The sequence below is a fragment of the Burkholderia sp. Ax-1719 genome, from assembly GCF_011753055.1.
Lineage (GTDB): Bacteria > Pseudomonadota > Gammaproteobacteria > Burkholderiales > Burkholderiaceae > Paraburkholderia.
Window position 1 is genome coordinate 74,198 of the sequence record NZ_VWWJ01000009.1, and the last position, 26,107, is coordinate 100,304.

General features: G+C 63.4%; 25 protein-coding genes. 16 read left to right on the forward strand and 9 right to left on the reverse strand.

Annotated elements, in window-relative coordinates:
• The first annotated feature begins 2 nt into the window (after nt 1-2).
• The 3 genes from F3J17_RS17915 to F3J17_RS17925 all read left to right on the forward strand — a co-directional run bounded on the left by F3J17_RS17915 (nt 3) and on the right by F3J17_RS17925 (nt 2,825).
• Entirely contained in the window at nt 3-941 is a 939-nt protein-coding gene (locus F3J17_RS17915; RefSeq protein ID WP_167061366.1) for a phosphatidate cytidylyltransferase, read from the forward strand.
• Nucleotides 942-1,094: 153 nt separating this feature from the next.
• Complete coding sequence (locus F3J17_RS17920) at nt 1,095-1,490, forward strand: helix-turn-helix transcriptional regulator (protein ID WP_167061369.1); 396 nt, start codon at nt 1,095-1,097, stop codon at nt 1,488-1,490.
• Nucleotides 1,491-2,825: a type II toxin-antitoxin system HipA family toxin gene (locus tag F3J17_RS17925; RefSeq protein WP_167061372.1), complete on the forward strand. Its 1,335-nt coding sequence runs from the start codon at nt 1,491-1,493 to the stop codon at nt 2,823-2,825. It abuts the gene before it with no gap.
• Nucleotides 2,826-3,002: 177 nt separating this feature from the next.
• Here F3J17_RS17925 and F3J17_RS17930 read toward each other — a convergent pair whose 3' ends face one another.
• Nucleotides 3,003-3,191, reverse strand: coding sequence for a CsbD family protein (locus tag F3J17_RS17930; protein ID WP_167061375.1), 189 nt, complete (start codon nt 3,189-3,191; stop codon nt 3,003-3,005).
• 253 nt (nt 3,192-3,444) lie between these two features.
• Between F3J17_RS17930 and F3J17_RS17935 the strand changes: the two genes are divergently transcribed.
• From F3J17_RS17935 to F3J17_RS17945, 3 genes are all read left to right on the forward strand, one after another.
• Nucleotides 3,445-4,917, forward strand: coding sequence for a benzaldehyde dehydrogenase (locus F3J17_RS17935; RefSeq protein WP_167061377.1), 1,473 nt, complete (start codon nt 3,445-3,447; stop codon nt 4,915-4,917).
• 10 nt (nt 4,918-4,927) lie between these two features.
• Complete coding sequence (locus F3J17_RS17940; RefSeq protein WP_167061380.1) at nt 4,928-6,043, forward strand: NAD(P)-dependent alcohol dehydrogenase; 1,116 nt, start codon at nt 4,928-4,930, stop codon at nt 6,041-6,043.
• 272 nt (nt 6,044-6,315) lie between these two features.
• The gene (locus tag F3J17_RS17945; RefSeq protein ID WP_167061383.1) at nt 6,316-7,557 is read left to right on the forward strand and encodes a helix-turn-helix domain-containing protein; all 1,242 of its coding nucleotides are present in this window, start codon (nt 6,316-6,318) and stop codon (nt 7,555-7,557) included.
• A gap of 3 nt (nt 7,558-7,560) precedes the next feature.
• Here the strand turns inward: F3J17_RS17945 and F3J17_RS17950 are convergent, their stop codons facing one another.
• The 6 genes from F3J17_RS17950 to cyoA form a co-directional block, all read right to left on the reverse strand.
• A complete protein-coding gene (locus tag F3J17_RS17950; protein WP_167061386.1) occupies nt 7,561-7,902 on the reverse strand; it encodes a DUF1493 family protein in 342 nt (113 codons plus the stop codon).
• Nucleotides 7,902-8,333, reverse strand: a complete 432-nt coding sequence (locus F3J17_RS17955) for an STM2901 family protein (protein WP_167061393.1) — start codon at nt 8,331-8,333, stop codon at nt 7,902-7,904. The genes F3J17_RS17950 and F3J17_RS17955 overlap by 1 nt, the downstream gene beginning before the upstream one ends.
• A 224-nt stretch (nt 8,334-8,557) precedes the next feature.
• Nucleotides 8,558-8,941, reverse strand: a complete 384-nt coding sequence (gene cyoD, locus F3J17_RS17960; protein ID WP_167061398.1) for a cytochrome o ubiquinol oxidase subunit IV — start codon at nt 8,939-8,941, stop codon at nt 8,558-8,560.
• A complete protein-coding gene (gene cyoC / locus F3J17_RS17965; RefSeq protein ID WP_167061400.1) occupies nt 8,938-9,552 on the reverse strand; it encodes a cytochrome o ubiquinol oxidase subunit III in 615 nt (204 codons plus the stop codon). The genes cyoD and cyoC overlap by 4 nt, the downstream gene beginning before the upstream one ends.
• Nucleotides 9,553-9,555: 3 nt before the next feature.
• Nucleotides 9,556-11,559 (reverse strand): cytochrome o ubiquinol oxidase subunit I, encoded by a 2,004-nt coding sequence (gene cyoB / locus F3J17_RS17970; RefSeq protein ID WP_167061403.1) that lies wholly within the window; start codon nt 11,557-11,559, stop codon nt 9,556-9,558.
• Between the two features lie 8 nt (nt 11,560-11,567).
• Nucleotides 11,568-12,590, reverse strand: coding sequence for a ubiquinol oxidase subunit II (gene cyoA, locus F3J17_RS17975; RefSeq protein ID WP_167061406.1), 1,023 nt, complete (start codon nt 12,588-12,590; stop codon nt 11,568-11,570).
• A 172-nt stretch (nt 12,591-12,762) separates the two neighbouring features.
• On the opposite strand from cyoA, the gene F3J17_RS17980 reads away from it, so the two are divergent.
• The 3 genes from F3J17_RS17980 to F3J17_RS17990 all read left to right on the forward strand — a co-directional run bounded on the left by F3J17_RS17980 (nt 12,763) and on the right by F3J17_RS17990 (nt 16,111).
• Nucleotides 12,763-14,178, forward strand: coding sequence for a PLP-dependent aminotransferase family protein (locus F3J17_RS17980; RefSeq protein WP_167061409.1), 1,416 nt, complete (start codon nt 12,763-12,765; stop codon nt 14,176-14,178).
• A gap of 184 nt (nt 14,179-14,362) precedes the next feature.
• A complete protein-coding gene (locus F3J17_RS17985) occupies nt 14,363-15,259 on the forward strand; it encodes a fructose bisphosphate aldolase (RefSeq protein ID WP_167061414.1) in 897 nt (298 codons plus the stop codon).
• Between the two features lie 141 nt (nt 15,260-15,400).
• Nucleotides 15,401-16,111 (forward strand): transglycosylase SLT domain-containing protein, encoded by a 711-nt coding sequence (locus F3J17_RS17990; protein WP_167061417.1) that lies wholly within the window; start codon nt 15,401-15,403, stop codon nt 16,109-16,111.
• Between the two features lie 108 nt (nt 16,112-16,219).
• Here the strand turns inward: F3J17_RS17990 and F3J17_RS36605 are convergent, their stop codons facing one another.
• Complete coding sequence (locus tag F3J17_RS36605; RefSeq protein WP_167061420.1) at nt 16,220-17,206, reverse strand: ProQ/FINO family protein; 987 nt, start codon at nt 17,204-17,206, stop codon at nt 16,220-16,222.
• A 320-nt stretch (nt 17,207-17,526) separates the two neighbouring features.
• Between F3J17_RS36605 and F3J17_RS18000 the strand changes: the two genes are divergently transcribed.
• Nucleotides 17,527-18,300, forward strand: a complete 774-nt coding sequence (locus F3J17_RS18000; RefSeq protein ID WP_167061423.1) for an SDR family oxidoreductase — start codon at nt 17,527-17,529, stop codon at nt 18,298-18,300.
• A gap of 6 nt (nt 18,301-18,306) precedes the next feature.
• Here F3J17_RS18000 and opgC read toward each other — a convergent pair whose 3' ends face one another.
• Nucleotides 18,307-19,395, reverse strand: coding sequence for an OpgC domain-containing protein (gene opgC, locus F3J17_RS18005; RefSeq protein ID WP_167061425.1), 1,089 nt, complete (start codon nt 19,393-19,395; stop codon nt 18,307-18,309).
• Nucleotides 19,396-19,836: 441 nt separating this feature from the next.
• Here opgC and F3J17_RS18010 point away from each other — a divergent pair, with 441 nt between their 5' ends.
• The 6 genes from F3J17_RS18010 to F3J17_RS18035 are packed head-to-tail and all read left to right on the forward strand — an operon-like array spanning nt 19,837 to nt 26,079.
• Nucleotides 19,837-22,197, forward strand: a complete 2,361-nt coding sequence (locus tag F3J17_RS18010) for a bifunctional salicylyl-CoA 5-hydroxylase/oxidoreductase (RefSeq protein ID WP_167061428.1) — start codon at nt 19,837-19,839, stop codon at nt 22,195-22,197.
• Nucleotides 22,198-22,199: 2 nt separating this feature from the next.
• Nucleotides 22,200-22,991: an SDR family oxidoreductase gene (locus F3J17_RS18015; RefSeq protein ID WP_167061431.1), complete on the forward strand. Its 792-nt coding sequence runs from the start codon at nt 22,200-22,202 to the stop codon at nt 22,989-22,991.
• Entirely contained in the window at nt 22,988-23,539 is a 552-nt protein-coding gene (locus F3J17_RS18020; RefSeq protein WP_167061434.1) for a MarR family transcriptional regulator, read from the forward strand. The genes F3J17_RS18015 and F3J17_RS18020 overlap by 4 nt, the downstream gene beginning before the upstream one ends.
• 38 nt (nt 23,540-23,577) lie before the next feature.
• Nucleotides 23,578-24,435, forward strand: coding sequence for an enoyl-CoA hydratase family protein (locus F3J17_RS18025; protein WP_167061437.1), 858 nt, complete (start codon nt 23,578-23,580; stop codon nt 24,433-24,435).
• A gap of 13 nt (nt 24,436-24,448) precedes the next feature.
• Entirely contained in the window at nt 24,449-25,666 is a 1,218-nt protein-coding gene (locus F3J17_RS18030; RefSeq protein ID WP_240161050.1) for an acyl-CoA dehydrogenase family protein, read from the forward strand.
• Nucleotides 25,663-26,079: a RidA family protein gene (locus F3J17_RS18035; protein WP_167061440.1), complete on the forward strand. Its 417-nt coding sequence runs from the start codon at nt 25,663-25,665 to the stop codon at nt 26,077-26,079. The genes F3J17_RS18030 and F3J17_RS18035 overlap by 4 nt, the downstream gene beginning before the upstream one ends.
• Nucleotides 26,080-26,107 lie beyond the last annotated feature (28 nt).

Sequence of the window (26,107 nt, forward strand, 5' to 3'; positions counted from 1 at the left end):
GGATGCCGCACGTCTTCTGGATCACGATTGTGGGCGTGGTCGCCCTGCTCTGTTTCTTTACCGTGGTGGGCGCGGTATTGCGCATGAAGTTCGGTCTGGCCAACACGACCGTCGCCAATATGAACCAGCGCATTGCCGCGTGGTGGGTCATGATTGCCGTGGTCACGGCGGCGCTGTGGCTGGGTCCTTACGCGACGCTGTTCCTGTTCTTTATCTGCTCGTTCTTCGCGCTGCGCGAGTTCATTACGCTCACGCCCACCAAGCCCGCCGATTACTGGTCACTCGTGCTCGCGTACTACGTTGCGCTGCCCGGCCAGTTTCTGCTCGTTGCGCTGCACTGGTATGGGCTGTTCGCGATTTTCATGCCGGTGTACATGTTCTTCGTGCTCTCGGCATCGGAGGCTTTTTCTCAGGACACGGCTGAATTTCTGGAGCGCAATGCCAAGATCCAGTGGGCGCTGATGGTCTGCGTGTATTCGTTCAGCTATGCGCCCGCCCTGCTGCTGTTGCCGCTGCCGCACTACTTCGACAATAACGGGCCGCTGCTGCTGTTCTTCCTGCTGGTCGTGCAATCGAGCGATGTGTTCCAGTACGTGTGCGGCAAGCTTTGGGGCAAGCGCAAGCTTTCGCCGCTCGTGAGTCCGTCGAAGACGTGGGAAGGCCTGATTGGCGGTGGTGCGCTTGCAATCGGCCTGGGCACCCTGCTGCACGGTCTCACCCCGTTCAATGTGTGGCAGGCCGCGCTGATGTCGGCGGTGACGGTGATTGGCGGCTTTATTGGCGGACTCGTGCTGTCGGCCGTCAAGCGCTCGATGGGCGCCAAGGACTGGGGCGTGATGATCGCCGGCCATGGCGGCATGCTCGACCGCATCGACTCCATCTGCTTCGCCGCGCCGATCTTCTTTCACCTCACGCGCTACTTCTTCGCTACGCCGACCTGAGGCCCGATCGTTTCGCCCGCAGTCCTGGCGGGCGAAGTTGCTTACAGCCTATAGCCTGTATTTTGCATTTACAGCTTTTAGGTTGTATTTTGCATTTACAGTCTATAGACTGTAAGCATCCTCCTTTGCCCTATCCCTCTGCCGGAGCTTCGCGTGGACTATCCGCTCAAGACCGTCAGCCAGTTGCGCCCCATGCTGCTAGGCTTTCGCAAGAACGCTGGCCTGACCCAGGAAGCCGTCGCGCAGCGGCTTGGCATCTCCCAGCAAAGCTACGCAGCATTTGAAGCGAATCCCGCGACCGCAAGCGTCGACCGGCTCTTTCGTGTATTGCGGCTGCTCGCGGTCGATCTGCATCTCGCCGCGGGGGCGAAGCAGGCCGAGCCGGTTCGGCGCGCCACGGCCGTCAGGAAGACGGCCGCGAAGCAAGCCGCCGTAAAGAAGGTGGCGGCAAAAAAGGCCGTGGTGAAAAAGTCCCCCGAAAAATCGTCGAAAAAAACCGCTGCGCCGCGTAAAGCCGCCGCCAGATCGCCCCAGCGCGAGGACTGGTAAATGGCGCGCCCCCGCCTCACGAACCGCCTCGACCTGTGGATGAACGGCCTGCCCGTTGGCTACTGGGAGATCGTGCGCGGCGTCGAGCGGCTCGTGTATCTGCAAAGCTGGCTCGACGATGAACAAGGCCGTCCGCTCTCGCTCTCGCTGCCGTTCACGCCCGGCAATCAGCCCTTGCGCGGGCCCGTCGTCACCGATTATTTCGACAATCTCCTGCCCGATAGCGAACGCATCCGGCGGCGTATCGCCGCGCGTTACCGCACGGCGGGCATCTCGCCGTTCGAACTGCTTGCGGTGCTCGGCCGCGATTGCGTGGGCGCGCTGCAACTGCTGCCGGCGGGCGAAACGCCGGTCGGGCTCGAATCGATTGAAGGCCGTCCGCTCGACGAGGCCGCCATCGCCCGGCTGCTGCGCGACACCACCTCCACGCCGCATTTCGGCGAGCACGAGCCGGTGGACGATCTGCGCCTCTCGATTGCCGGTGCGCAGGAAAAAACCGCCCTGCTGCGCCGTAACGGGCGCTGGCTGTTGCCCACGGGCAGCACGCCTACCACGCACATTCTCAAGCTGCCGCTCGGCCTGGTGGGCAATATGCGCGCCGATATGCGGACGTCGGTGGAAAATGAATGGCTCTGCGCGAAGATCGTCGGCGCATTCGGGCTGCCGATCGCGCCGTGCGAAATTGCGCATTTCGAAGACACCAAGGCGCTCGTGGTCGAGCGTTTCGACCGGCGCATGGCGCGCAACGGCCGCTGGATCGTGCGCCTGCCTCAGGAGGATCTGTGCCAGGCTACGGGCACGCCCGGCATCGTCAAATACGAAGCCGACGGCGGCCCTGGCATCAATGCCGTGATGGCAGTGCTGGGCGGCTCATCGCATTCGCGGCAGGACCGGCGGCATTTTTTTCTCGCGCAGATCGTTTTCTGGCTGCTCGCGGCCACCGATGGACACGCCAAGAATTTCAGCATCGCGCATCTGCCCGGCAGCCGTTACGCCGCCACGCCGCTTTACGACGTGCTATCGGCGCATCCCATCATCGGGCGCGGGCGCAACCAGCTTGCGGCACAGCGCGCGAGTCTCGCGATGGCGGTGCGCGGGCGCAATGCCCATTACCGCATCGCGCAGATTTTTCCGCGTCACTGGATCGCGCAAGGACAGCGCGTGGGATTTTCCGTCGAGGAAGTCGAAGAGATGATGGCGACGGTCGCGCAACACACTGAACGCGTCATCGATGAAGTCGGCGCGCAGCTGCCCGACGATTTCCCGCTCGATGTGGCCGAAGCGATCTTCGCTGGCATGCGGCGTCAGGCGCGCATTCTGGAAGGTCCGGGCTGAACGAGGCCCGGCCGGAACAGCTCAAAAACACGCAAAAACAGCGCCGGCCTATACAGGTCGGCGCTGCGCAAAATCCGTCACAGGCACAAGATCCGGCAGGAAACCCGGCTTGCGACGCGTGAGGCGTCGCGCGAACGGCGCGCCACACCCCACACCATGTCGAGACCGCAGCCTCGCTTAGTGATGACGCTTCGTCATGTCCTTGGCGGCTTCCTTCATGTCGCCATAGTTCTTGCGTGCTTCGCCGGCGGCCTGCTGCACGTCGCCCTTGAGCTCGCGTTGCGGATTGTCGGTGGCGCGGCCGACGGCTTCGTTGACCTTGCCCTTGATCTTTTCTGCCGTGCCCTTCACCTGGTCCTTGTTCATGGTGCGTCTCCACGTAAAAGCGACGGTGTGTCGCGACGTCTCTGCTAGCGCATGAGGCGTGCCCACGCCCTTCGCAAAAAATCCATGTGTTCAGCAACTGAACGCTTTTATGCCGCCCGCCGCATGGCACGGGCGATCCAGAGCCGGGAACTATTCCTGATTGCGACGCTGGCCCTCATTCCTTAAGGTGGCGACTTTGTGGCGTCCTTACCGCCATCTTCCCGGCATTCGCACGAGACCAACAGGAGTCAGCATGAGCGTTACATCTTCCACCCGCCTCCTCGATAACGACAGCTGGCATGGCCGCGTCTTCACCGGCGAATGGCGCAACGGCACCTCCGCTGCCGATGTGCTCGAACCGGCCACCGGCGAGCGCCTCGCCCGCATCGGCATGGCGGACGCGGCTTTCGTGGCGGCTTCGTCGAAAGCGGCTTTCGATGCGCAGCAGGCCTGGGCCGCGCTGCCCTACGACGAGCGCGCCGCCGTGCTGCGCCGCGCCGCCCGTCTGGCCGAAGACGCCGCCGACGAGATCGCCGGCTGGATCGTGCGCGAAAGTGGCTCGACGCGCGGCAAGGCCGCTGCCGAAACACACGTCACCATCAAGGCGCTGCACGAAGCGAGCGCGCTGCCGTCGCGTTCGGCGGGCGAGGTGCTGCCTTCGGTGCCGGGCCGTCTGTCGCTGGCGCGTCGCCGCCCGCTGGGCGTGGTCGGCGTGATTTCGCCGTTCAATTTCCCGCTCTATCTGGCGATGCGCGCCGTGGCTCCGGCGCTTGCGCTCGGCAACGCCGTCGTGCTCAAGCCGGACCCGCGCACCTCGATCTGCGGCGGCTTCACTATCGCGCGCCTGTTCGAACTGGCCGGCCTGCCCGCGGGCCTGTTGCACGTGCTGCCCGGCGACGGCGCGGCGGGTGCGGCGCTCACCAGCGACCCGCACATCGCCATGATCCAGTTCACGGGCTCGACCGGCGCGGGCCGCAAGGTCGGCGAAGCGGCGGGCCGTCACCTCAAGAAGGTTTCGCTGGAACTGGGCGGCAAGAATTCGCTGATCGTGCTCGATGACGCCGATATCGATCTCGCCGTCGCCAACACGGCTTGGGGCGCCTATCTGCATCAGGGCCAGATTTGCATGGCGACGGGCCGGGTGCTCGTGCAGCGCAAAATTTACGATCAATTCGTGCAAAAACTGGTGGCGAAGGCCGCGGGCCTCACGGTCGGCAATCCGGCTAACGGCGATGTCGCGCTTGGGCCGATCATCAATGCCGCGCAGCGCGACCACATCGCCCGTGTCCTGGCGGATGCGCAGAAGGCCGGTGCCCGCGTCGAAACCGGCGGCGGCTATCGCGACCTCTTTTTCGAACCGACCGTGCTGAGCGGCGTGACCCAGGACAACCCGGCGTTCAACGAGGAAATTTTCGGGCCGGTGGCGGTCGTCGTGCCCTTCGACACCGAAGAAGAAGCCATCGCGCTCGCCAACGATACGGAGTACGGATTGTCGATGGCGGTCGTCACCGCCAATGTGGGCCGCGCACTGCGCATGGGCGAGCGCCTGCGCACGGGCCTGCTGCACATCAACGATCAGACCGTCAACGACGAAGTGATCAACCCGTTCGGCGGCGTGGGCGCATCGGGCAACGGCACGAGCATCGGCGGTCCGGCCAACTGGGAAGAGTTCACGCAATGGCAGTGGCTCACCGTCAAGGGCGAAGCCCCGCTCTACCCGATCTGAGGAGATACGCATGAGCACAACAATCACAGCCGCCGTTGCGCGCGCCAAGGGCGAGCCGTTCACGATCCAGAAGGCGCGTCTGCGCGGCCCGCAGGACGACGAAGTGCTGGTGCGCGTGGTCGCCACGGGCCTGTGTCACACCGACCTGATCGTGCGCGACCAGTTCTATCCGGTGCCACTGCCCGCCGTGCTGGGGCATGAAGGCGCGGGTGTGGTCGAGGAAGTCGGCCCGAACGTGAAGAACCTCAAGCCCGGCGATCACGTGGTGCTGACGTACGGCGCCTGCGGGCATTGCCAGCCCTGCGTGGGCGGCCACGGTGCCTATTGCAGCCACTTCTTCGGGCTGAATTTCGGCGGCGGCGATCTCGAAGGCCGCACCGCCATCGAGGACGAGGAAGGCCGTCCGCTGCACGATCACTTTTTTGCGCAGTCGTCGTTTGCGAGCCATGCGCTTGCGCGTGAAAACAACGCGATCAAGGTGCCGCAGGATGCACCGCTCGAATTGCTGGGGCCGCTGGGATGCGGCATCCAGACCGGCGCGGGCGCGGTCATCAATTCGCTGAAGGTGACGCCGGGCAGCCGTTTCGCGAGCTTCGGCGCGGGTGCGGTGGGTCTTTCCGCCGTGATGGCGGCGCGCGTGGCGGGCGCGTCGACCATCATCGCGGTCGATATCGTTCCGTCGCGGCTCGAACTGGCGAAGGAGCTGGGCGCGACCCACACGGTCAACAGCCGCGAAGTGGACATGGTTGAGACGATTCGCGAGATCACCGGCGGCGGCGTGGATTTCGCGCTGGAATCGACGGGGCATCCACAGGTGCTGGCTGGCGCGATTGAAGCGCTTGGCACGCTGGGCGCGATTGGCGTGGTGGGCGCGCCGCCGCTGGGCACCAAGGGCGAGTTCGACATCAACAGCCTGCTGCTGAATGGACGCACGATTCGCGGCATCGTCGAAGGCGATAGCGTGCCGCAGCGCTTCATTCCGCAACTCGTCGAGCTTTATCAGCAAGGGCGCTTCCCGTTCGACAAACTGGTGAAGTTCTACCCGCTTGAGCAGATCAACGAAGCCGCCGAGGACAGCACGCGCGGCGTCACGCTCAAGCCGATCCTGCGCTTCACCCACGCCTGAGCTGCCTGACACGACGCAAGCCGCCGCAAACCGCCGCAAGCCGCCGGAAAGCGACACTGGGCGGGCTGGCCCAAGGTAATCCCGCGCTGCGGCGTGCGTACCGGCTGCGGTATGCTCGCAGTTTCCGGCGCGGACTTATGCGTTTCAGGCCTGCGCCCGGACGGGCGGCATGGTGCCCTTTAAAACGGCATCGTGCCGCCCGTCCGTGCTTGTCGCTTTCGATTCGTCAGCCACCTCACCCATCGCATGAAATCGCCAGAACGGGAGCCCGCATGAAGAGCAAATCCGCGTCGCAATTTGGGGCGGAGCGCGCGACGGACAGCGCGCTGGCTCAACTGCATTCGGTGCGCGAACGCTTTGGCGGCGGCGAACTTCTGCCCGACGCGCTTGCGTCTGGCCTGCTGCCCGATTCCGTGGCGCGGTCGTGGGCGCGCTCGCGCGACGCGGGCGTGCGGCCCTGGCAGGCGCCCGAATACGAGCTGTTGAAAAGTGCGCGCAGCACCCGCGAATCGCACGAAGACCGGCGGCTATACAGCTGCGTCGTCGATGAAATCGAGCAGTTGTGGGACGCCTTCGGCGGCGACGACTGGACCATCTTCTGCGTCAATCCGCAAGGCACGGTGATCCACGCGCGCCGCAGCCCCGCCTGCGACGACGAATTGATCCTGCCGATCATCGCGGGACGCCGCATCCTCGAATCGCATATCGGCACCACCGCGCCGAGTTGCGTGTTGCACGAAGGCATCGAAGTGACCGTCGCGAACGGCCAGCACTACCTCGACGAATTCGAGCGCGCGTCGTGCATCGCCGTGCCGCTTTACGGGCTGCATGGCGAAGTGATCGGCGCACTCGATCTCACCGGTACGGGGCAGCGCGATCTCTCGCCGATCCGCGAGCAGTTCCGGCTCGCGGCGCTGGCCGCCGAACAACGTCTCTTTGCGACCTTGCGCGGTTGCCATCTGCTGCGCGTCCAGCACGACCCGCGCTGGCTCGCCACGCCGCTAGCGGGCGTGCTGGCCGTGGAAGAGGACGGCACGCTGCGCGGCGCGAGCCGTATGGCGCGGCGCATGTTTGGATTGACGCACGGCGCGCCCCTGCCCCCGCTCGCGCTGCGCGATCTGTTCGACGATGTGCCGCTCGCGCAACTGAGCCGCCTGTTGCGGCCGCAGCGCAATCCGCTGCGTATCGCGCGCGCGGACGGCAGCCATGTGTGGGTGCAATACGCGCGCGCGCCGCTCAATCGCAGCACGGCGCGGCGCATGGATATGCCGCTGGTAGCCGACGATGAGCCGACGTCCGCCGCTGTTGCTGTGGGCGGTGCGCAGAATGGCTCCACGCTGGAGGAGCAGACGCTGATCGCAGTGCAGAACGCCATGCGCGAGCATGGCGGCAACGTGGCGGCGGTCGCGCGGCAATTGCGCGTGTCGCGCACGACGGTCTATGCGCGGTTAAAGCAACTGCGCGAAACGGGTATGGAGACGGGGTTGTTTGGGGAAACCGGTGGAGTGGAATAAACGTTACCACTCGCCCCGCTTCATCGCCTCTTCCAGCATGCCGAGCGTTATCGCCTGACCGCCTAGCGTTTCTCGCGCTTGCGCACTGAACGGCGATTTCACTACAGTCATGAAAAACGATCCAAGACCGAGTTTCGCGGACGGGTAGTAATCGTCGATAGAGAAATCGGCAAGATTCACGCCGAACGTCGCCGCCCATTGATCGATGAGCAGCGCGATGCGCTTCGGCTCCATGTCGAGATCATGGTAGAGATCGGTATCGCGCGTGAGGTTGAGCTTGCCGACCAATGGATCTCCCGCGTCCTTCGCGATGAATTCCACGAGATTGTTCCAGGCATCGGTCATTACAGGCGATCCTCTTGTGCCACCAGGCTGTTATAGGCGTTAATCGATCTGTAAATAATAGTCGACACGTCTGCGGCCAGCAGAATCCAGCCTACTCCCGGAATAGCGCGCCCCACGAATACGCCAAGACTTCGTGTGAATTTGATTCGCAGAAGAATCAGGCTTTTGAACGATGTTACCGTTGGCAAAACCTTCTGTTTCAGCTCATAAGGTAACAAGCGACGTGACACCACCGAAGCAATGGACGTGCCTTTGACTGCTCCGGCGAATTTTCCGCGCGTCGGTATAAATCGTTGGCCAACCAAAATCATTCCCACGCCTACTGCGTCATCTATTCCTAGATGTTCACATGTCTTATCGATAGTAATAAGGAAAAATAATTCCTCTCGAGTAAGACCGGTATGGATGCCGTACGTGTAGATGTGGGTCATGGATCGTGAACGGGCAAAAAAGAGCGCTCACGCTACCTTAAAGTCGGGTATCGAACAAGCAACAACCGGGCTGCCCGGGCAGAAAGAAACCCAATGCGCATGCATGCACTTCTCTTACCTGGCGAGCTTGAACGACGATCAACTGCAAACAGAAAACCCCGCGCAGCCCGATCCCAAAGGACCCGACCCACGCGGGGCGAAATCCGCATTAGCGGATCAATTCATCAATCGTGCGCCATGGCGCGCTCGACGCTGATCTGCGACGGCATCATGTTGACGTTTGCGTTGTGCATGACCCACAGCGACAAACCGACGATCACCGCAATCAAAAACGCCGTGCAGATGAAAATGCCGGTATTCGCCCGCTGACTACGCGCCGCGCCAATATGCAGGAAATACACCAGCTGCACGACGAGCTGCGCTACGCACAGCACGACAATCGCCGTCAGACCTTGCGCGGGCGGAATCACATGAAACATGACCACACCAAACGACGCGAGCGTGAGCACGAGCGACAGCACCGTGCCGATCATGTAGCCCTTGAAACTGCCATGTCCGTCGTCGTGACCGGCGGAGTGAGACGAATGAGAGACGTGGGAATGACTCACAGCATGCCTCGCAGATAAACAAAGGTGAAAACGCAGATCCACACGAGATCCAGAAAGTGCCAGAAAAGGCTCAGGCACGCGAGGCGTCGGCGCACCGTACCGGTCAGTCCGAACTTCCAGGTCTGGTGCATCATGATCGCGATCCACAGCAGACCTGCGCTTACGTGCAGACCGTGCGTGCCGACCAGCGTGAAATACGCCGACAGATACGCGCTCGTATGCGGACCCGCGCCATCGGCAACCAGCTTGCCGAACTCGTTGACTTCCATGCCGACGAAGCCCGCACCAAACAGGAACGTGACCACGAGCCAGAAAATCACTTGCCCGCGGCGCTGCGAATGCAGGCCGAGCATCGCAAGACCGAACGTCACACTGCTTGCAAGCAGCAGCAGCGTTTCGCCCAGCACGTAATCCAGTTCGAACAGTTGCTTCGCACCGGGACCGCCTGCCGTCGCATTCGCGAGCACGCCGAAAGTGGCGAAGAGCGTCGCGAAGATGAGGCAGTCGCTCATCAGATAGATCCAGAACCCGAGCGTGGTCTTGGTGCTGTCGTCGTGTCCGTGACTGTGGCCATCATCGTGGCCGTGATGTGTCGTTGCAGCGTGAGCCATGACTTACGCGACCTCCTTCATTTCCAGCGTTTTTTGCGCTGACTTGAGCTGCTGGAAGCGCGCGTTTTCAATGCGCTCGACTTCCGCGGCCGGAACCCAGTAATCGACATCCTGGTTATAGGTACGCGCGATAAACGTGCCGATCATGCCGACCAGACCCAGCACCGCGAACGGCCACATATGCCACACCGCCGCGAAGCCGAACACGAAACTGAACATGGCGATGATGAAGCCCGCGCCGGTGTTGCGCGGCATATGGATGTCTTCGTACTTGCGCGCCTGCACGTAGGCGACGCCCGCTTCCTTGTTGTCCCAGTGCTGCTCCATCGACGTGATCTTCGGCATCACGGCAAAGTTGTAGAACGGTGCGGGCGAAGCCGTCGACCATTCGAGGCTGCGGCCATCCCACGGGTCGCCCGTCACGTCGCGGTTCAGATCGCGGTCGCGCACGCTCACATAGAGCTGCACGATCAGCGCGAAAATGCCCAGGCCGACGAACACCGCGCCCACCAGCGCCACCACCAGCCACATATGCCAGCCCGGCTCCGAGTAGTGGTTCATACGGCGCGTCATGCCTTCGAAGCCGAGGATGTACAGCGGCGTGAAAGCAAGCCAGTAACCGATCAGCCAGCACCAGAACGACACCTTGCCCCAGAACTCGTTGAGCGTGAAACCGAATACCTTCGGGAACCAGAAGCTCACGCCCGCGAGGCAGCCAAACACCACGCCGCCGATGATGACGTTGTGGAAGTGCGCGACGAGAAACAGCGAGTTGTGCAGCACGAAGTCCGCGCCCGGCACGGCCAGCAGCACGCCGGTCATGCCGCCCACGGCGAACGTCACCATGAAGCCGATGGTCCACAACGTCGCGCTGTGATAGCGGATGCGGCCGCGATACATCGTAAAGAGCCAGTTGAACAGCTTCACGCCGGTCGGGATCGAGATGATCGTCGTCATGATGCCGAAGAAGGCGTTGACGTTCGCGCCCGAGCCCATCGTGAAGAAGTGATGCAGCCACACGAAGAACGACAGAATGCCGATCGACGACGTTGCGTACACCATCGACTTGTAGCCAAACAGGGGCTTGCCCGAAAACGTGGCGATGATTTCCGAAAACGCGCCAAACGCGGGCAGGATCAGGATGTACACCTCGGGGTGGCCCCACACCCAGATCAGGTTGATGTACATCATCGCGTTGCCGCCCAGCTCGTTCGTGAAGAAATGCATGTCGAGATAGCGGTCCATCGTGAGCAGCGCGAGCGTGCCGGTCAGCACCGGGAACACCGCGACGATCAGGATGTTGGTGATGAGCGCCGTCCACACGAACACCGGCATCATCATGAGCTTCATGCCCGGCGCGCGCATGCGCAGGATCGTCACGATAAAGTTGATGCCCGAAAGCGTCGTGCCCAGCCCCGATATCTGCAAGGACCATATGTAGTAGTCCATGCCGACGGTCGGGCTGTAGCCGAGTTCTGAGAGCGGCGGATACGCCACCCAGCCCGTCGCCGCGAAATCGCCGACGAACATCGACACCATCACCAGCACCGCGCCCACCACCGACAGCCAGTACGACAGCGAGTTGACGAACGGGTACGCCACGTCGCGCGCGCCGATCTGCAGCGGCACCACCACGTTCATCAAGCCGAGGATCAGCGGCGTGGCCACGAAGAAGATCATGATGACGCCGTGCGCCGTGAAGATCTGATCGTAGTGATGCGGCGGCAGATAACCGGCCGCGTCGTTATAGGCGATGGCCTGTTGCGCGCGCATCATGATGGCGTCGGCGAAACCGCGCAGCAGCATCACGATAGCGAGAATGATGTACATGACGCCGATGCGCTTGTGATCGACCGACGTCAGCCATTCGCGCCACAGATAGCCCCACTTGCCCGCAAGCGTGATCGCCGCGAGCAGGGCCAGGCCACCGAGCGCCACGACGCCGCCGGTGCCCATGATGATGGGCTCGTGCCAGGGAACGGCATCGAGCGTGAGTTTTCCGAACATGATGTGATTTACTCCGCTGCCAGGGTGGCGGGCGCACGCGCCGCGCTGCTGTTCATGGTGAGCGCGGGAACGCTGGCGCTCATGCCCGTGCCGGTGCCGCAGATCGGGTTGCCGTGCACGTCGCGCATGTATTTGTCGACCACGCCTTCAAAGAGACCCGGCGCGACGTTCGAATACAGCGCGACCGGGGCCTTTTCTCCCGGCACCGCGAGCTGCTCGTAAGCGCCGCGGCTGAGCATCGCGGGCGAGGCTTTGGCGCGTGCGATCCAGGCGTCGAAATCGGCGCGGCTGGTGGCGAGCGTGTCGAAATGCATGTCCGAGAAACCCGGGCCGCTGAAGGCCGCGGAACGGCCCGCATAGGTGCCGGGGTGATCGGCGATCAGATGCAGCTTCGTTTCCATGCCCGACATCGCATAGACCTGGCTGCCCAGTTGCGGGATGAAGAACGAGTTCATCAGCGATTCCGCCGTGATGCGGAACGACACCGGCGTGCCGACCGGAATCGCCAGCTGGTTCACCGAGGCGACGCCGTAATCCGGATAGATGAACAGCCACTTCCAGTTGAGCGCCACTACATCGACGCGCACCGGCTTGACCTGCGATTCGATCGGCTTGTACGGATCGAGCGAATGGGTGGTTTTCCAGATCAGCGCGGCCAGCGTCACCACGATGATGCAGGGGATGGTCCAGACCACCACTTCGATGGCGGTCGAGTGCGACCACTTCGGCGCGTAGGTCGCGCTGGTGTTCGACGCGCGATAGCGCCACGCAAACCACAGCGTGAGCGCGATCACGGGAATCACCACGAGCAGCATCAAGCCGAGCGCGATGAGGATGAGGTTTTTCTCCTGCACGCCGATGTCGCCTTTCGGGTCCATCAGCACGGAGCTGCAGCCGCCGAGCAAGGCGAGCGCCCCGGCCGACGCGAATGGCGCCGCGCGGCGGAACAGGGATTTCGAGCGTGTGGGTGGTTGAGGAAGCGGCGGGTCGGCTTCGACGGCCGGTCCTCTTCGGAGGTGGAGGTTGCGCATGTCGGGTTCCATGGTTGACGATCGCGCAAACCCATCCATACGTGCCCACTTTGACTTTGCTCATGCGCCGTCAGGACGCCGGGCAAAGACCCATACATAGCCTATATGTATGGATTTACGCGCTTCGTGTCCGCATGCTAGAGTAAGACATGACACATACATCTGCGACAGAATGACGCGAAAAGACCGCATTGATCCGGACAAGAAAGACGCCGCATCGGCGTGGGTCACGGCGCTGCAAGGCGGCGACGGGCCGCGCTATCTGCGCCTCGTCGATTTCATCGAGTGCGCGGTGGCCGACGGCACGCTCTCGCCGGGCGAGCGCGCGCCTGCGCAGCGCACGCTGGCCGATCTGCTCGGCGTCGATCTGACCACCATCACGCGCGGCTTCAACGAGGCGCGGCGACGCGGCCTGATCGAGGCGCGCGGGCCGCTTGGCACCTTCATCGCCGCGCCGCGCGCGGAACTGGCGCAGCGCGTCGATCTGAGCATGAACATTCCGCCGCCGCCACAAGGGCTGGACGCCGACGCGCTGCTGCGCGAAGGGCTGTCGCGCCTTCTGCTGCGCAGCGACGCCGATCTGCTGATGACGTATCACATCGGCGGCGGGGCGGCGGCCGATTGCGCGGCGGGCGCGAAGTGGCTCGAACCTGTGCTGGGCGCGGTCGATCCGGCGCGGCTGGTGGTGTGTTCCGGTGCGCAGTCGGCGCTGGCCGCATTGATCCTCGCCTTCAGCGTACCCGGCGAAGTTGTGCTGAGCGAGCCGCTGGTGTATCCGGGGCTGCCGCACGCGGTGGCGCAGCTCGGCCGCCGTCTCGAAACCGTCGCGACGGATGCCGAAGGCATGCTGCCCGACGCGCTCGACGCCGCGTGCCTTATGCACAACGCACGTCTGCTCTACCTGAATCCGACGCTGCAAAATCCCACCGCCACCACGCTTTCGGAAGCGCGCCGCCGCGATCTGCTGCGCGTGGCGCAGCGCCACGGCGTGCGCATCGTCGAGGACGATCCGTACTGGCGCTTCGCGGTCGACGCCCCGCCGCCGCTCGCGCGCATGGCGCCCGCGCAGGTCTGCTATCTGTCGACGCTTTCCAAGACGCTCTCGCCGGGGCTGCGTACGGCTTTTCTGACGTTGCCCGACAGCGCAGCGCACGCACGCGTATTGGCCGCGCTGCGTTCGTTTTCGCTGATGGCCGCGCCGCTCACCAATGCGCTGGCGATGCAGTGGATCGAAGAAGGCGTCGCCGACGAGATTTTCCAGGGCGTGCGCGCGGAGGCGCAGGCGCGCCAGCGTCTCGCGGCGCAATTGCTTGGCCCGGCGGCGGGCGAGAATGCCGGGATCCACCTCTGGTACGCGTTGCCGAGTTATTGGCAGGCGCGCGAACTCGCGGCGGCGGCCAGCACCGAGGGCCTGGCCGTCGCGCCTTCGACGGCTTTCGAACAGCGCGGCGGCGCGGCCAATGCAGCCAATGCGATCCGCATTTCGCTGGGCGCGGCGGCTGATCGCGCCCAACTGCAATCGGCGCTGCGGCGTCTGTCGGCGTTGCTGGCTAACGATCGCTCTGCCCAGGCGCAGGTCATTGTCTGAAAAAATGGGGACCCTTGGCATTGCGTTTGCTTCCTTTGGTCGATTGACCTAAACGCACCTTTGCGCACCGATGCGCGAGCGTGGCCGGCACTTTGGCGCAGACGCTGTCACGCAGCGCCGGTACACTCGACGAATCGGATTTCTGGATCGCGCCGCAGGCGCTTATTTTTCGGGAGATTGGAAGATGGCCAACGACAAGATGTTGCAGCAGATGCGCGACAAGCCTGGCTTTATCGCGGCGCTCGATCAGAGCGGCGGCTCGACGCCGGGCGCGCTCAAGCAATACGGCATCCCCGAAAGCGAGTACAGCAGCGACGCCGATATGTTCCGTCTGATGCACGAAATGCGCGTGCGCATCATCAGCGCGCCGGCGTTCACGGGCGAGAAAGTGATCGGCGCCATTCTGTTCGAGCAGACCATGGATGGTCAGGCGCACGGCAAGCCGGTGCCAACGTTCCTTTGGGAAGACCGCGGCGTGGTGCCCTTTCTCAAGGTCGACAAGGGACTGGAAAGTGAAGCCGACGGCGTGCGTCTGATGAAGCCGAATCCCGGCCTCGACGCCCTGCTTGATCGTGCCGTGAAGGCCGGCATTTTTGGCACCAAGATGCGTTCGGTGGTCGAGCGTGCGTCGGCGTCGGGTATCGCGGCCATCGCGCAACAGCAGTTCGAAGTGGGCGCGCAGATCAGCGCGAAGGGCCTCGTGCCGATCCTCGAACCCGAAGTCTCGATCAAGGCGCCCGACAAGGCCGAAGCCGAAGCACTGCTGCGCGACGCCCTGCTCAAGGGTCTGGACGCCCTGCCCGCCTCGCAGAACGTCATGATCAAGCTGACGATTCCCGATGTCGCCGACTTCTACAAGCCGCTGATCGATCACCCGCGCGTGGTGCGCGTGGTCGCGCTGTCGGGCGGCTATTCGCGCAGCGACGCCTGCGAGCGCCTCACGCACAACCACGGCATGATCGCGAGTTTCTCGCGCGCGCTTATCAACGACCTCACGAAGCAGATGAGCGACGCCGATTTCGACGCCACGCTGGCGGCGAGCATCGACGAAATCTATCAGGCATCGGTGCAGAAAAACTGAGGGATTTGTGCGCGATCAAGAGATCGCGTCGCCTGAAGTTGCGGTAATTTGCTCGAAGGACAGCTAGGGTCAAATCCCGGCTGTCCTTTTTCATGGCCGGTTATACTGTGCGGCTTCCATAGCTCACGACGCGCACTGGCCATGAGGCGCCTACTCTGCCTGCTCGCCTTGCTGCCCGGCCTCGTGCAACACGCAGCGGCGCAGCAGGCTCCCCCGCAAGGGGACGACAAGAAGCTCCCCACCTATCTGACCCAGAAGTTCGGGCTGGCGAAGGAAAAGGCTGCGCAGATTTCGCAGGCGGTCACCACGGCTGCCGCGAAATATTCGCTGCCGCCGGCTGTGCTGCTTGCGATCATTTCGGTCGAATCGCGTTTCCACGAGAAGGCGCACGGCGGCAACAACGCGACCGGCCTGATGCAGGTCGTGCCTTCGGCGCACCGCAATTTGTTGCGCAACGTCAAAGATTTGACCGATCCCGACGTCAATATCGATGTGGGCTCATCAATTCTCTACGGCTACAAGCGCGCGGCGGGCGGCGATCTAGATGCGGCGATGAAGAACTACGGCGGATCGAAGGCTTATGCGGAAAAGATCCGCACGCGCGCCGCGGAGTTCAGCCGCGTGCTGGATAGCGCCAGCGCCACGCCGGCTGGCGGTGCACCCGGCGACGATGCCGCGCCCAACTTCAGCGACGCGTTCTCCGCGAATATTGCGGCAAGCGACGTAGCGGCCGCGCAAGGCGCATCGGCCTCGTCCGCCTCGTCCTCTTCAACATCCGCGCAAGCTACGACTGCGGCATCGGGAACCGATCCACTCGCTGTGCGCAGCTATTCCCGCTCGCGTGAACGCTAAAGCTCGCTCCGCTTAAAACCGAACGCAGAAATGCAAACCGCCCGGCAAGTGAATCGTGCCGGGCGGTTTGCTGTCGTCCTATCGTAGCGCCGGGAGGGCGCTTGACGCTCAGGCGTCGGCGGCAGGCGTTGCGCCTTCGTTGCCTTCCGTGCCTTGGGCTGCTGCGTCGTTGCCTGCGGCAGGTTCGACCGGTTGCGGCGCGGCTTCAACGGCTTCGTTGGCCACGGGCGCTGCGGGAGCTTCCGCAGCCGCTTCCGGTTGCGCCGGTGCAACCGTAGCATCGGCGGCGACAGGTTGCGCCGTTTTCGCGGCTTCCTGAGCCTTGGCTTGCGCTTCGGCCTTGGCTTTCTGGCGAGCGAGCGCTGCATTGGCACGGCCAACGTGCGACGGGTCGATGCCCGGACCTTCCGAGGCGCTGCCGTCCAGTTCGAAGCGCGAGCCGCCTGCGGCGACGCGCTCGTGATAGCGCGGATGATTCACGTGACGCTTGAGCACGGCGACGATCAGCGTGCGCTCGTAGTCGGGATGGCGCGTGACCAGATCTTCCGCGACGCCGATCTTCAGCGGCAGACGGTCGCGGAACGCCGGGTACAGCTTCGCAAAAACGTTCCAGACCGTGTTCAGCTGGCGGTTGCGTTCGATGCGCGCCTTTTCGGCTTCGCTCAGATTGGCCATCTGTTGCGGTGCGCGGGCCGGACGCTGGCGGTTGTTGCTGCGCTCACCGCGTTCGCCGCGGTCATTGCGTTCGCCGTCACGCGGACCGCGCGACTGGCGCGGCGGCTTGCCGCCTTCGCCGGCGGGCTTGGCCTGAGCCTGGCCCTGGCCTTGACCCTTTGCGTGCTGGGGACGTGCGCGATTGCGCGCCTCGTCAGCGCCTGCCGGACGAGGACCCTTCGGCCCTTTGTGGCCCGGCGCGCCTTGCGCGCGACGCTGGCCCTGTGCGCCTTTCGGTGCGCCCTTGGGCGTGTGCTTGCCTTGCGGCGACTGCGCCTGTTCTTCGGGCGGCTGACCCGTGGGCAGCCCCATGCTCTTCTTGAGTTCAAGCAGCCCGTCTTTGAGGCTCAGGGGTCGGCGTTGTTGCGATGCGGCTTTCACGTCCAGCTCTCTTCCTTATTGGATCGGACGCTATGATACCGAATCGCGCGGCGCATTTCTGTCTCGTCGCGCTTTATGTCCGCGATTCGCCAGTTCTGGCGCGGCTTTTGATGCCTGTTCGAAGGCAAAAAACGTGAAAAACGACGCCCGACGATTTGCCTGATTCTCTTGATTTCATGCGTGTGCAGCGCAAAAAACCGCTTTGCGCGTGTCTGAATCACGTCGCGTCGGACCCTCGATTCCCCTTAGCTTCCGACAATGCGCTCGCCCGGCGAGGCAGCGCATCGTGCTCCTGATTTTTTGTTTTTCCCCTATAAATCATGACCCAATCCAGTATTTCCTCCTCCCCGGTACGCGCAATCGTGACCGGCCATTCGCGTGGTCTGGGCGCCGCGCTGGCCGAATTGCTGCTTGAGCGCCAGATCGATGTGCTGGGCGTGGGACGTAGCGCACATCCAACGCTCGCGCAATCTGAGCGCCCGGCATCGGCGCCCCAATTTGTAGAGGCCTCCCTCGATCTCGCCGATCCCGACGCCGTCGAAAACTGGCTCGCCAGCGGTGCGCTCCAGCGTTTCGCACAAGGCGCGCAGTGCGTGCTGCTGTTCAACAACGCGGGCATGGTCGATCCGATCGCGCCGCTCGGCGCCCAGGGTGCGATCGCGATTGCCCGCGCGGTCACGCTCAATGTGGCCGCACCGCTGATGCTGGCCAACGCCCTTGCCGCTACGCAGGCCCACGAGCGCCGCATCGTGCATATCTCCAGCGGCGCGGCGCGCAATGCCTACGCGGGCTGGAGCGTGTACTGCGCGACCAAGGCCGCGCTCGATCATCATGCGCGGGCGGTGGCACTCGACGCGCCCCAAGGCGTGCGTATCAGCAGCGTAGCGCCTGGCGTGGTGGACACCGGCATGCAGGCGACTATCCGCGCCACGTCTGTCGAACACTTTCCGTTGCGCGGACGTTTCGAAGAACTCAAGCAGACGGGCAAGCTCGCGACGCCCGAAGATTCCGCACGCCAGTTGGTCGCTTATGCGTTGAGCGACGACTTCGGCGCATCGCCCGTCACCGACGTGCGCGAACTCGCGCAGTCGTAACAGACGCTACGTCAGCGCAACGCGTGGCCGCACGGCTTTCCAGCGTCGCGCGCCACCGGCCAGCATCATCAACGCGCCGATAGCGAGCGCATCGCCCGCGAGGCGCGCGGGCAACAGCATGTTCGAATGCGTCGCACGCAGCAGCGTATCGATCGTATTGGACGCCAGCGCGCCGCCCACGAAGCACACGAGCCCCTGCTGCCCCACGGTGACGATGCCCGGCACACGTTGCGCAAGCCAGCCGACCCAACCGAGCCGCGTGGCCTGCGCCGCAAGCCAGGCCACAGCGGCGAAGCTGACGATGCGCACGCTCGCGAGGTTCTGCTTCATATAGCCAGGCTGCGGATCGACTTCGACAAAAAGACGCACGAACGCAAAGGTGGCGACCAGCACGCATGCAAGCAACGTCAAGCTGCGGCCGACGCGCGAGATCTGAAACGCGTTGGAGACGGGATAGAGCCGACACAACAGGCCGAGCATGAACATCGCCTGCCACGCAAACGGATTGAACGGCCAGATTGAACCGGGCACGGAAGGCAGATAGCGCCCGAGCCAACTGCTCGCGAACCAGAGCATGAAGCTGCCGAGCAGCGCGACCGCCGGTGCGCGCCGAGCGAGCGGCATCACGAGCGGCAATGCGAGCACGAGCAGGACATAAAGCGGCAAGACTCCCGCTAGATAAGGTTGATCGCGAAAGATCGCAATATTGCCGAGCATAGACAACGGATGCGCCGCAAAACGCGTAAAGCCCGATACCTCCACGAGCGGCGAATCCACATGCAAGGCCATGGCTGCCGCACCAGAAAGCAGCATCAACACCGCCGCGCACAGATAGGCGGCATAGATCTCCCGGCTGCGCCGGAAAAAGCGCCAGTTTGCAGCATCGACGCCCTTGCGCGCGGCAATTGCGAGCCAGCTTGCCGCCGATACATAACCGCTCACGAAGACAAACACCTCTGCCGAATCGCAGTACGCGAAAGTGTGCAGCATGCCATGCGAAAGCACGCTGGAAGGAATATGGTCGAGTGCAATCGCAATCAAGGCGAAACCGCGAAAGAAGTCGATTTCGATCGATCGCTGCGCTGTGTGGCTCATCAATGAAGGCTCCCGCTCAATTCGGATCGTAGGGTTGAGAAACGAGAAAGGCCGGACTGCGACTGCTCGAAGCATCCACGCGGACTTCACGCGCGAATTCATTCGTAAGGATGGCTGATCGATAAACAGAAAACTGCGTATGGCGGAATGCGTTTGAAAGCCGTATAACCTGGCGGTCTGCAAATGACGCGGCCCGATTGCGCACGCGAATTCAATGCCAGCCAGGCGTCCCATCGATTAAACGCTCGCTGCTTTAAAGCGTGCTGATCGACAGGTGTGCAGCATCGCATAGTCGCGGGAGCGACTGCAGTTTCTGCCCGGATCGCAAGACAGCCGTAAGTTTCCCCATCCGCCAGGACTTACCCGCCCTTCCGGCAAATTGCTTGACACCTAAAGTATTGACGCCTACTCTGAGCTTACAGATTGAGCGAGGAAGCGAGCATGCGTATCGTTTGCATCGGTGGCGGGCCGGCCGGACTGTACTTCGGGCTGTTGATGAAGCGGCGTCATCCCGGTTACGAGATCACGGTCATCGAGCGCAATCGCCCCTATGACACCTTCGGCTGGGGCGTGGTGTTCTCGGATCAGACACTCGGCAATCTGCGCGCCGCCGATCCGGAAAGCGCGGGCGAAATCCTGGATGCGTTCAATCACTGGGACGACATCGAAATCCATTTTCGCGGCCATTCGGTACGTTCGTCCGGACATGGCTTTTGCGGCATAGGACGCAAGCGCCTGCTCAATATCCTGCAGGCGCGCTGCGAACAGCTCGGCGTGAAGCTCGTATTCGAATCGCAGATCAGCGACGACGATATCCACAACGCCGATCTCATCATCGCCAGCGACGGCCTGAACAGCGCCACGCGGCAGAAATACGCGCACACGTATCAGCCCGATATCGATCTGCGTGATTGCCGGTTCGTGTGGCTCGGCACGTCGAAGCTATTCGACGCTTTTACGTTTGCATTCGAAGAAACCGAATTCGGCTGGTTTCAGGCACACGCATATCGCTTTGACGACAACACCTCCACTTTTATCGTCGAAACGCCTGAGCATGTGTGGCGCGCTGCGGGCCTTGAGGATATGAGCAAGGAAGACAGCATCGCATTCTGCGAAAAGCTGTTTGCGCGCTATCTCGACGGGCATTCGCTGCGCTCGAATGCTTCGCATCTGCGCGGCTCGTCGCAATGGATCCGCTTTCCGCGCGTCGTGAATCGCGAATGGGTTCACTGGAAAACGAATGCCGACGGCCAGGCGGTTCCCGTGGTGCTGATGGGCGATGCGGCGCACACGGCGCATTTCTCGATTGGCTCCGGCACCAAACTCGCGCTCGAAGACGCCATCGAACTGGCGAACAGCATGGATACGCATCCCGGCGACCTGCGCGCCGCGCTGCATCACTACACCAGCGTGCGAAGCGTCGACGTTTTGCGCATCCAGAATGCCGCGCGCAATTCCACCGAATGGTTCGAGCATGTCGATCGCTACGCGAAGTTCGAGCCAGAGCAGTTTGCGTATTCGCTGCTCACACGCTCGCAACGCATTTCACACGAGAATCTGCGTGAGCGCGATGCCCGGTATCTGGGCGGTTTCGAAGCATGGCTGGCACAGCGCGCGGGTGCGGGCGCCCGCCCTGTGCCGCCGATGTTCACGCCTTATACGCTGCGTGGCGTGACGCTCAAAAACCGCGTGGTGGTCTCACCGATGGCGCAGTATTCCGCGCAAAACGGCGTGGCCGGCGACTATCACCTGATGCATCTGGGCGCTCGCGCGATGGGTGGCGCGGGCCTCGTCATGACCGAAATGACCTGCGTGTCGCCCGAAGCGCGCATCACGCCCGCCTGCCCCGGCATGTATGCACCGGAACATTTGAGCGCGTGGAAACGCATCGTCGATTTCGTGCACGCGCAGTCGGATGCAAAGATCGGCATCCAGCTGGGACACTCGGGCGCGAAGGGATCGACGCGCGTGGCGTGGGAAGGCATCGATCAGCCGCTCGACGATGGCAACTGGCCGTTAGTATCCGCTTCGCCGCAGCAATATCTGCGCGGCGTGAGCCAGTGGTCGCACGAAGCGAGCGCGGACGAACTGCGTGAAATCGAAGCGCAATTCGTGCGCTCGACGCTGATGGCCGCCGATGCCGGCTTCGACTGGCTCGAACTGCATTGCGCGCACGGCTATCTGCTATCGAGTTTTCTTTCTCCGCTCACGAATCAACGCAACGATGAATATGGTGGTTCGCTCGCTAACCGCTTGCGCTATCCGTTGCAGGTGTTCGAGGCGATTCGCGCGGTGTGGCCGCAGGATAAGCCCATTTCCGTGCGGATTTCCGCGCACGACTGGGTCGAAGGCGGCATCACGCCCGACGACGCCGTGGAAATCGCGCGAGCATTCAAGGCTGCGGGCGCGGACATGATCGACGTGTCGTCGGGCCAGGTCAGCAAGGACGAAAAGCCGGTGTTTGGCCGCATGTTCCAGACGCCGTTCGCGGACCGCATCCGCAACGAAGCCGGCATTGCCACGATTGCGGTGGGTGCGATTTCCGAAGCCGATCACGTCAACGGCATCATCGCGGCGGGCCGTGCGGACCTTTGCGCCGTGGCGCGCCCGCATCTGGCGAATCCGGCGTGGACACTCAACGAGGCCGCAAAAATAGGCTATTTCGATGTGATGTGGCCACATCAATACACGGCTGCGAAGACGCAGCTCGAACGCAATATCGAGCGCGAACGCGCCGCTGCCGCGGCGGCGGCGGGCCTCTCGCCGCTCGAACGCGCGCAGCGCGCGGAAGGAACGGTCTGAACATGAGTGAGACGAATTTGAACGAACCCTTGAAAGAACGGCATGCCGTCGTAACTGGCGGCGGCACTGGGATCGGCGCGGCCACGGCCGCCGCGCTGCTGCGCGCGGGCGCACGCGTCACGCTGATGGGTCGCGATGCGGTGAAGCTCGAAGCCCGGCGCGCGGCGTTGGGCGGCGGTGAAATGATCGCTTGCGTTAGCGTCGACGTCGCCGATGAAGACGCCGTGAACGCTGCGTTTGCCCAAGCCGCCGAACGCCTGGGCGCGGTTGATATTCTCGTGAACAATGCTGGACAAGCCACGGCCGCGCCGTTCGTGCAAACCGATCTGGCGCTCTGGAAGCGCATGCTCGACGTCAATCTCACGGGCGCTTTCCTTTGCACGCGCGCCGTGCTGCCCGCAATGCTCGCGAACAAGAGCGGCCGCATCGTAAACGTGGCGAGCACCGCGGGTCAGGTCGGCTATCCGTATGTGGCCGCGTATTGCGCCTCAAAACATGGGGTAATCGGCATGACGCGCGCACTTGCGCTCGAAGTGGCCACGCAAGGCGTCACCGTCAATGCCGTTTGCCCCGGCTACACGGAAACGGAGCTGTTGCAGGCTTCGCTCGACCAGATCACCCGCAAGACCTCGCGCAGCGAAGCCGAGGCGCGTAGCCTCCTCGTGCGCCACAATCCGCAGCAGCGCTTCGTGCAGCCCGATGAAGTCGCCAATGCGGTGCTGTGGCTCTGCGCGCCCGGATCGGCGGCGATCACCGGGCAGTCGATATCCGTTTCCGGTGGAGAAATCACATGACCTCGCCCCTGCCCGCCCGCAAGCACGCGGCCACTAAAGCCACGCGCAAGGGCGTCGAAAAGCCCGCAGACAACGTGGTCGATATGGAAATGAGCACCGGCGCCGATAGCCATATGGGCTTGCGCCTGTGGCTGCGCATGCTCACCACGACGAACCTCGTGCAAACCGAATTGCGCCGCCGCCTGCGCACGGAATTCGACACGACGCTGCCGCGCTTCGACCTGATGGCGCAGCTCGAACGCCATCCTGAAGGACTCCGTATGACTGAGCTGTCGCGTCGATTGATGGTGACGGGCGGCAATGTCACGGGCATTACCGATCAACTGGAAAAAGAAGGCCTCGTCACGCGCGACACCGATCCCGACGATCGCCGCTCGACGGCCGTGCGCCTGACGCCCGAAGGCCGCGCCGCGTTCGACCGCATGGCGGCGGCGCACGAGCAATGGGTGGTGGAAATGTTCGGCGGCCTTTCACTCGACGAGAAAGCGAAAATGCACGACCGCCTGGGCAAGCTCAAACAGCATTTGCGTAAAGGCCTCGAAGACTGAGCGCCTGCTTGTGCCAAAAGACAGGAAGGAGACATATCTTGACGACAGAACGCTCCCGTGCGGATGCGCTTTTCGCGGGCAACCGCACCACGCTTGCGGGCTACCAGGCGAGCCATTTTGGCTGGTCGGTTGACGCGGGTGTCGCGACGATTACGCTCAACCGCCCCGAGCGCAAGAATCCGCTGACCTTCGAATCGTATGCGGAGTTGCGCGACCTGTTTCGCCAGCTCGCCTACGCGACCGATGTGAAAGCGGTCGTCCTGCACGGCGCGGGCGATAATTTCTGCTCGGGCGGCGACGTGCACGACATCATCGGCCCGCTCGTCGATCTGCCGATGCCTGAACTGCTGATGTTCACGCGCATGACCGGCGATCTCGTGAAAGCGATGCGTCATTGCCCGCAGCCGATCATCGCCGCCGTGGATGGCATTTGCGCGGGCGCAGGCGCGATTCTCGCAATGGCCTCCGATATGCGTTACGCCACGGCGCGCAGCAAGCTCGCCTTCCTGTTCACGCGTGTCGGCCTCGCGGGCTGCGATATGGGCGCATGCGCGATCCTGCCGCGCATCATCGGTCAGGGGCGCGCCGCCGAACTGCTCTATACGGGACGCTCCGCGAGCGGCGAGGAGGCCCACGCCTGGGGCTTTTACAACCGCCTGTGCGACCCCGCCAACCTGCTGGCCGACGCGCAGAAACTCGCCGCCGATCTCGCTTCGGGGCCGACCTTCGCGCATGGCATCACCAAAAAGATGCTGCATCAGGAATGGACCATGAGCATCGACGAAGCCATCGAAGCCGAGGCGCAGGCCCAGGCGATCTGCATGGCGACGCGCGATTTCGGACGTGCGTATGAAGCCTTCGCTGCGAAATCGCGTCCGGTTTTCAAGGGAGACTGAGCACGTGAATCCCTTGAACGCTTTGGCTGAACAGAATCCGCACGACGCGCTGGCCTGGCCGTTTTTTGAAGACCGGCATCGCGTGCTCGCGACTGAGGTGGAAACGTGGGCGCGTGAGCATCTGCCGCACGTCCCGCACGACGACGTCGACAACACCTGCCGCGCGCTCGTGCACAACCTGGGCGCGGCGGGCTGGTTACGCTACGGCGTAGGCGGCACCGCTTATGGCGGCCATGGCGACACCATCGACACACGCGCCGTGTGTCTGCTGCGCGAAACGCTGGCAAAACATTCGGGTCTCGCCGATTTTGCGCTGGCGATGCAGGGGCTGGGATCGGGCGCGATTTCGCTCGCGGGCAACGATGCGCAGAAAGCGCGCTATCTGCCGCGCGTCGCCCAGGGCGAAGCAATCGCTGCGTTTGCGCTCTCCGAGCCAGACGCAGGCTCCGACGTCGCGGCGATGGCGCTGGCCGCGCGCGACGACGGCGACCATTACGTGCTCGACGGCGAAAAAACGTGGATCTCGAACGGCGGCATCGCGGACTTCTACGTGGTTTTCGCCCGCACCGGCGAGGCGCCCGGCGCGCGCGGCATCAGCGCATTGATCGTCGATGCCGATACGCCGGGGCTTGAAATCGCCGAGCGCATCGATGTGATCGCGCCGCATCCGCTCGCCCGCTTGCGCTTCACGAACGCGCGCGTGAGCAAGCAGCAACTGCTGGGTACGCCGGGAGAAGGCTTCAAGATCGCAATGCGCACGCTCGATATCTTTCGCACCTCGGTGGCGGCGGCGTCGCTGGGATTTGCGCGCCGCGCGCTGGCCGAAGGACTCGCCCGCGCGTCTTCGCGCAAGATGTTCAACCAGACGCTGGGCGATTTTCAGTTGACGCAGGCGAAGCTCGCGCAGATGGCGCTCACGATCGACAGCAGCGCCCTGCTCGTTTATCGCGCCGCGTGGCTGCGCGATCAGGGCGTGAACGTGACGCGCGAAGCAGCAATGGCGAAATGGCACGCGAGCGAAGGCGCTCAACAGGTGATCGACGCGGCCGTGCAACTGTGGGGTGGTATGGGCGTGCAAAGCGGCCAGATAGTTGAATCGCTTTATCGCGAGATCCGCTCGCTGCGCATCTATGAAGGCGCGACCGAAGTGCAGCAACTGATCGTCGGACGCGATCTCTTGAAGGAATTCCAGGCGGCACAGGACACTGAGTCAAGGCGGAAACCCCTATGAAACAAGCCCTTCTTCCTGCTGGCTGGGTCAAACCGCGCGGCTATGCCAATGGTGTTGCTGCGCGCGGGACCCAGGTGTATATCGCTGGCCAGATCGGCTGGGACGAGAACGCGCGCTTTACGAGCCAGGAATTCGGCATGCAGGCGGTGCAGGCGCTACGCAATATCGTGGCCGTGCTTGCCGCGGCGGGTGGCAGGCCCGAACACCTCGTGCGCCTGACCTGGTATGTCGTCGACAAACGCGAGTATCTGGCGTCGCTCAAGGAAATTGGCGCGGCGTTTCGGGAATTGATCGGCGATTACGACATCGCCATGAGCGCCGTTCAGGTGGTCGCGCTCGTGGAAGACGAGGCGAAAGTGGAAATCGAGGCAACCGCCGTGATTCCCGACGATGCGCGCCTGTCCGCCTCTTAGGTGAGGCCCAGCCGATCAAGCCAGGTTA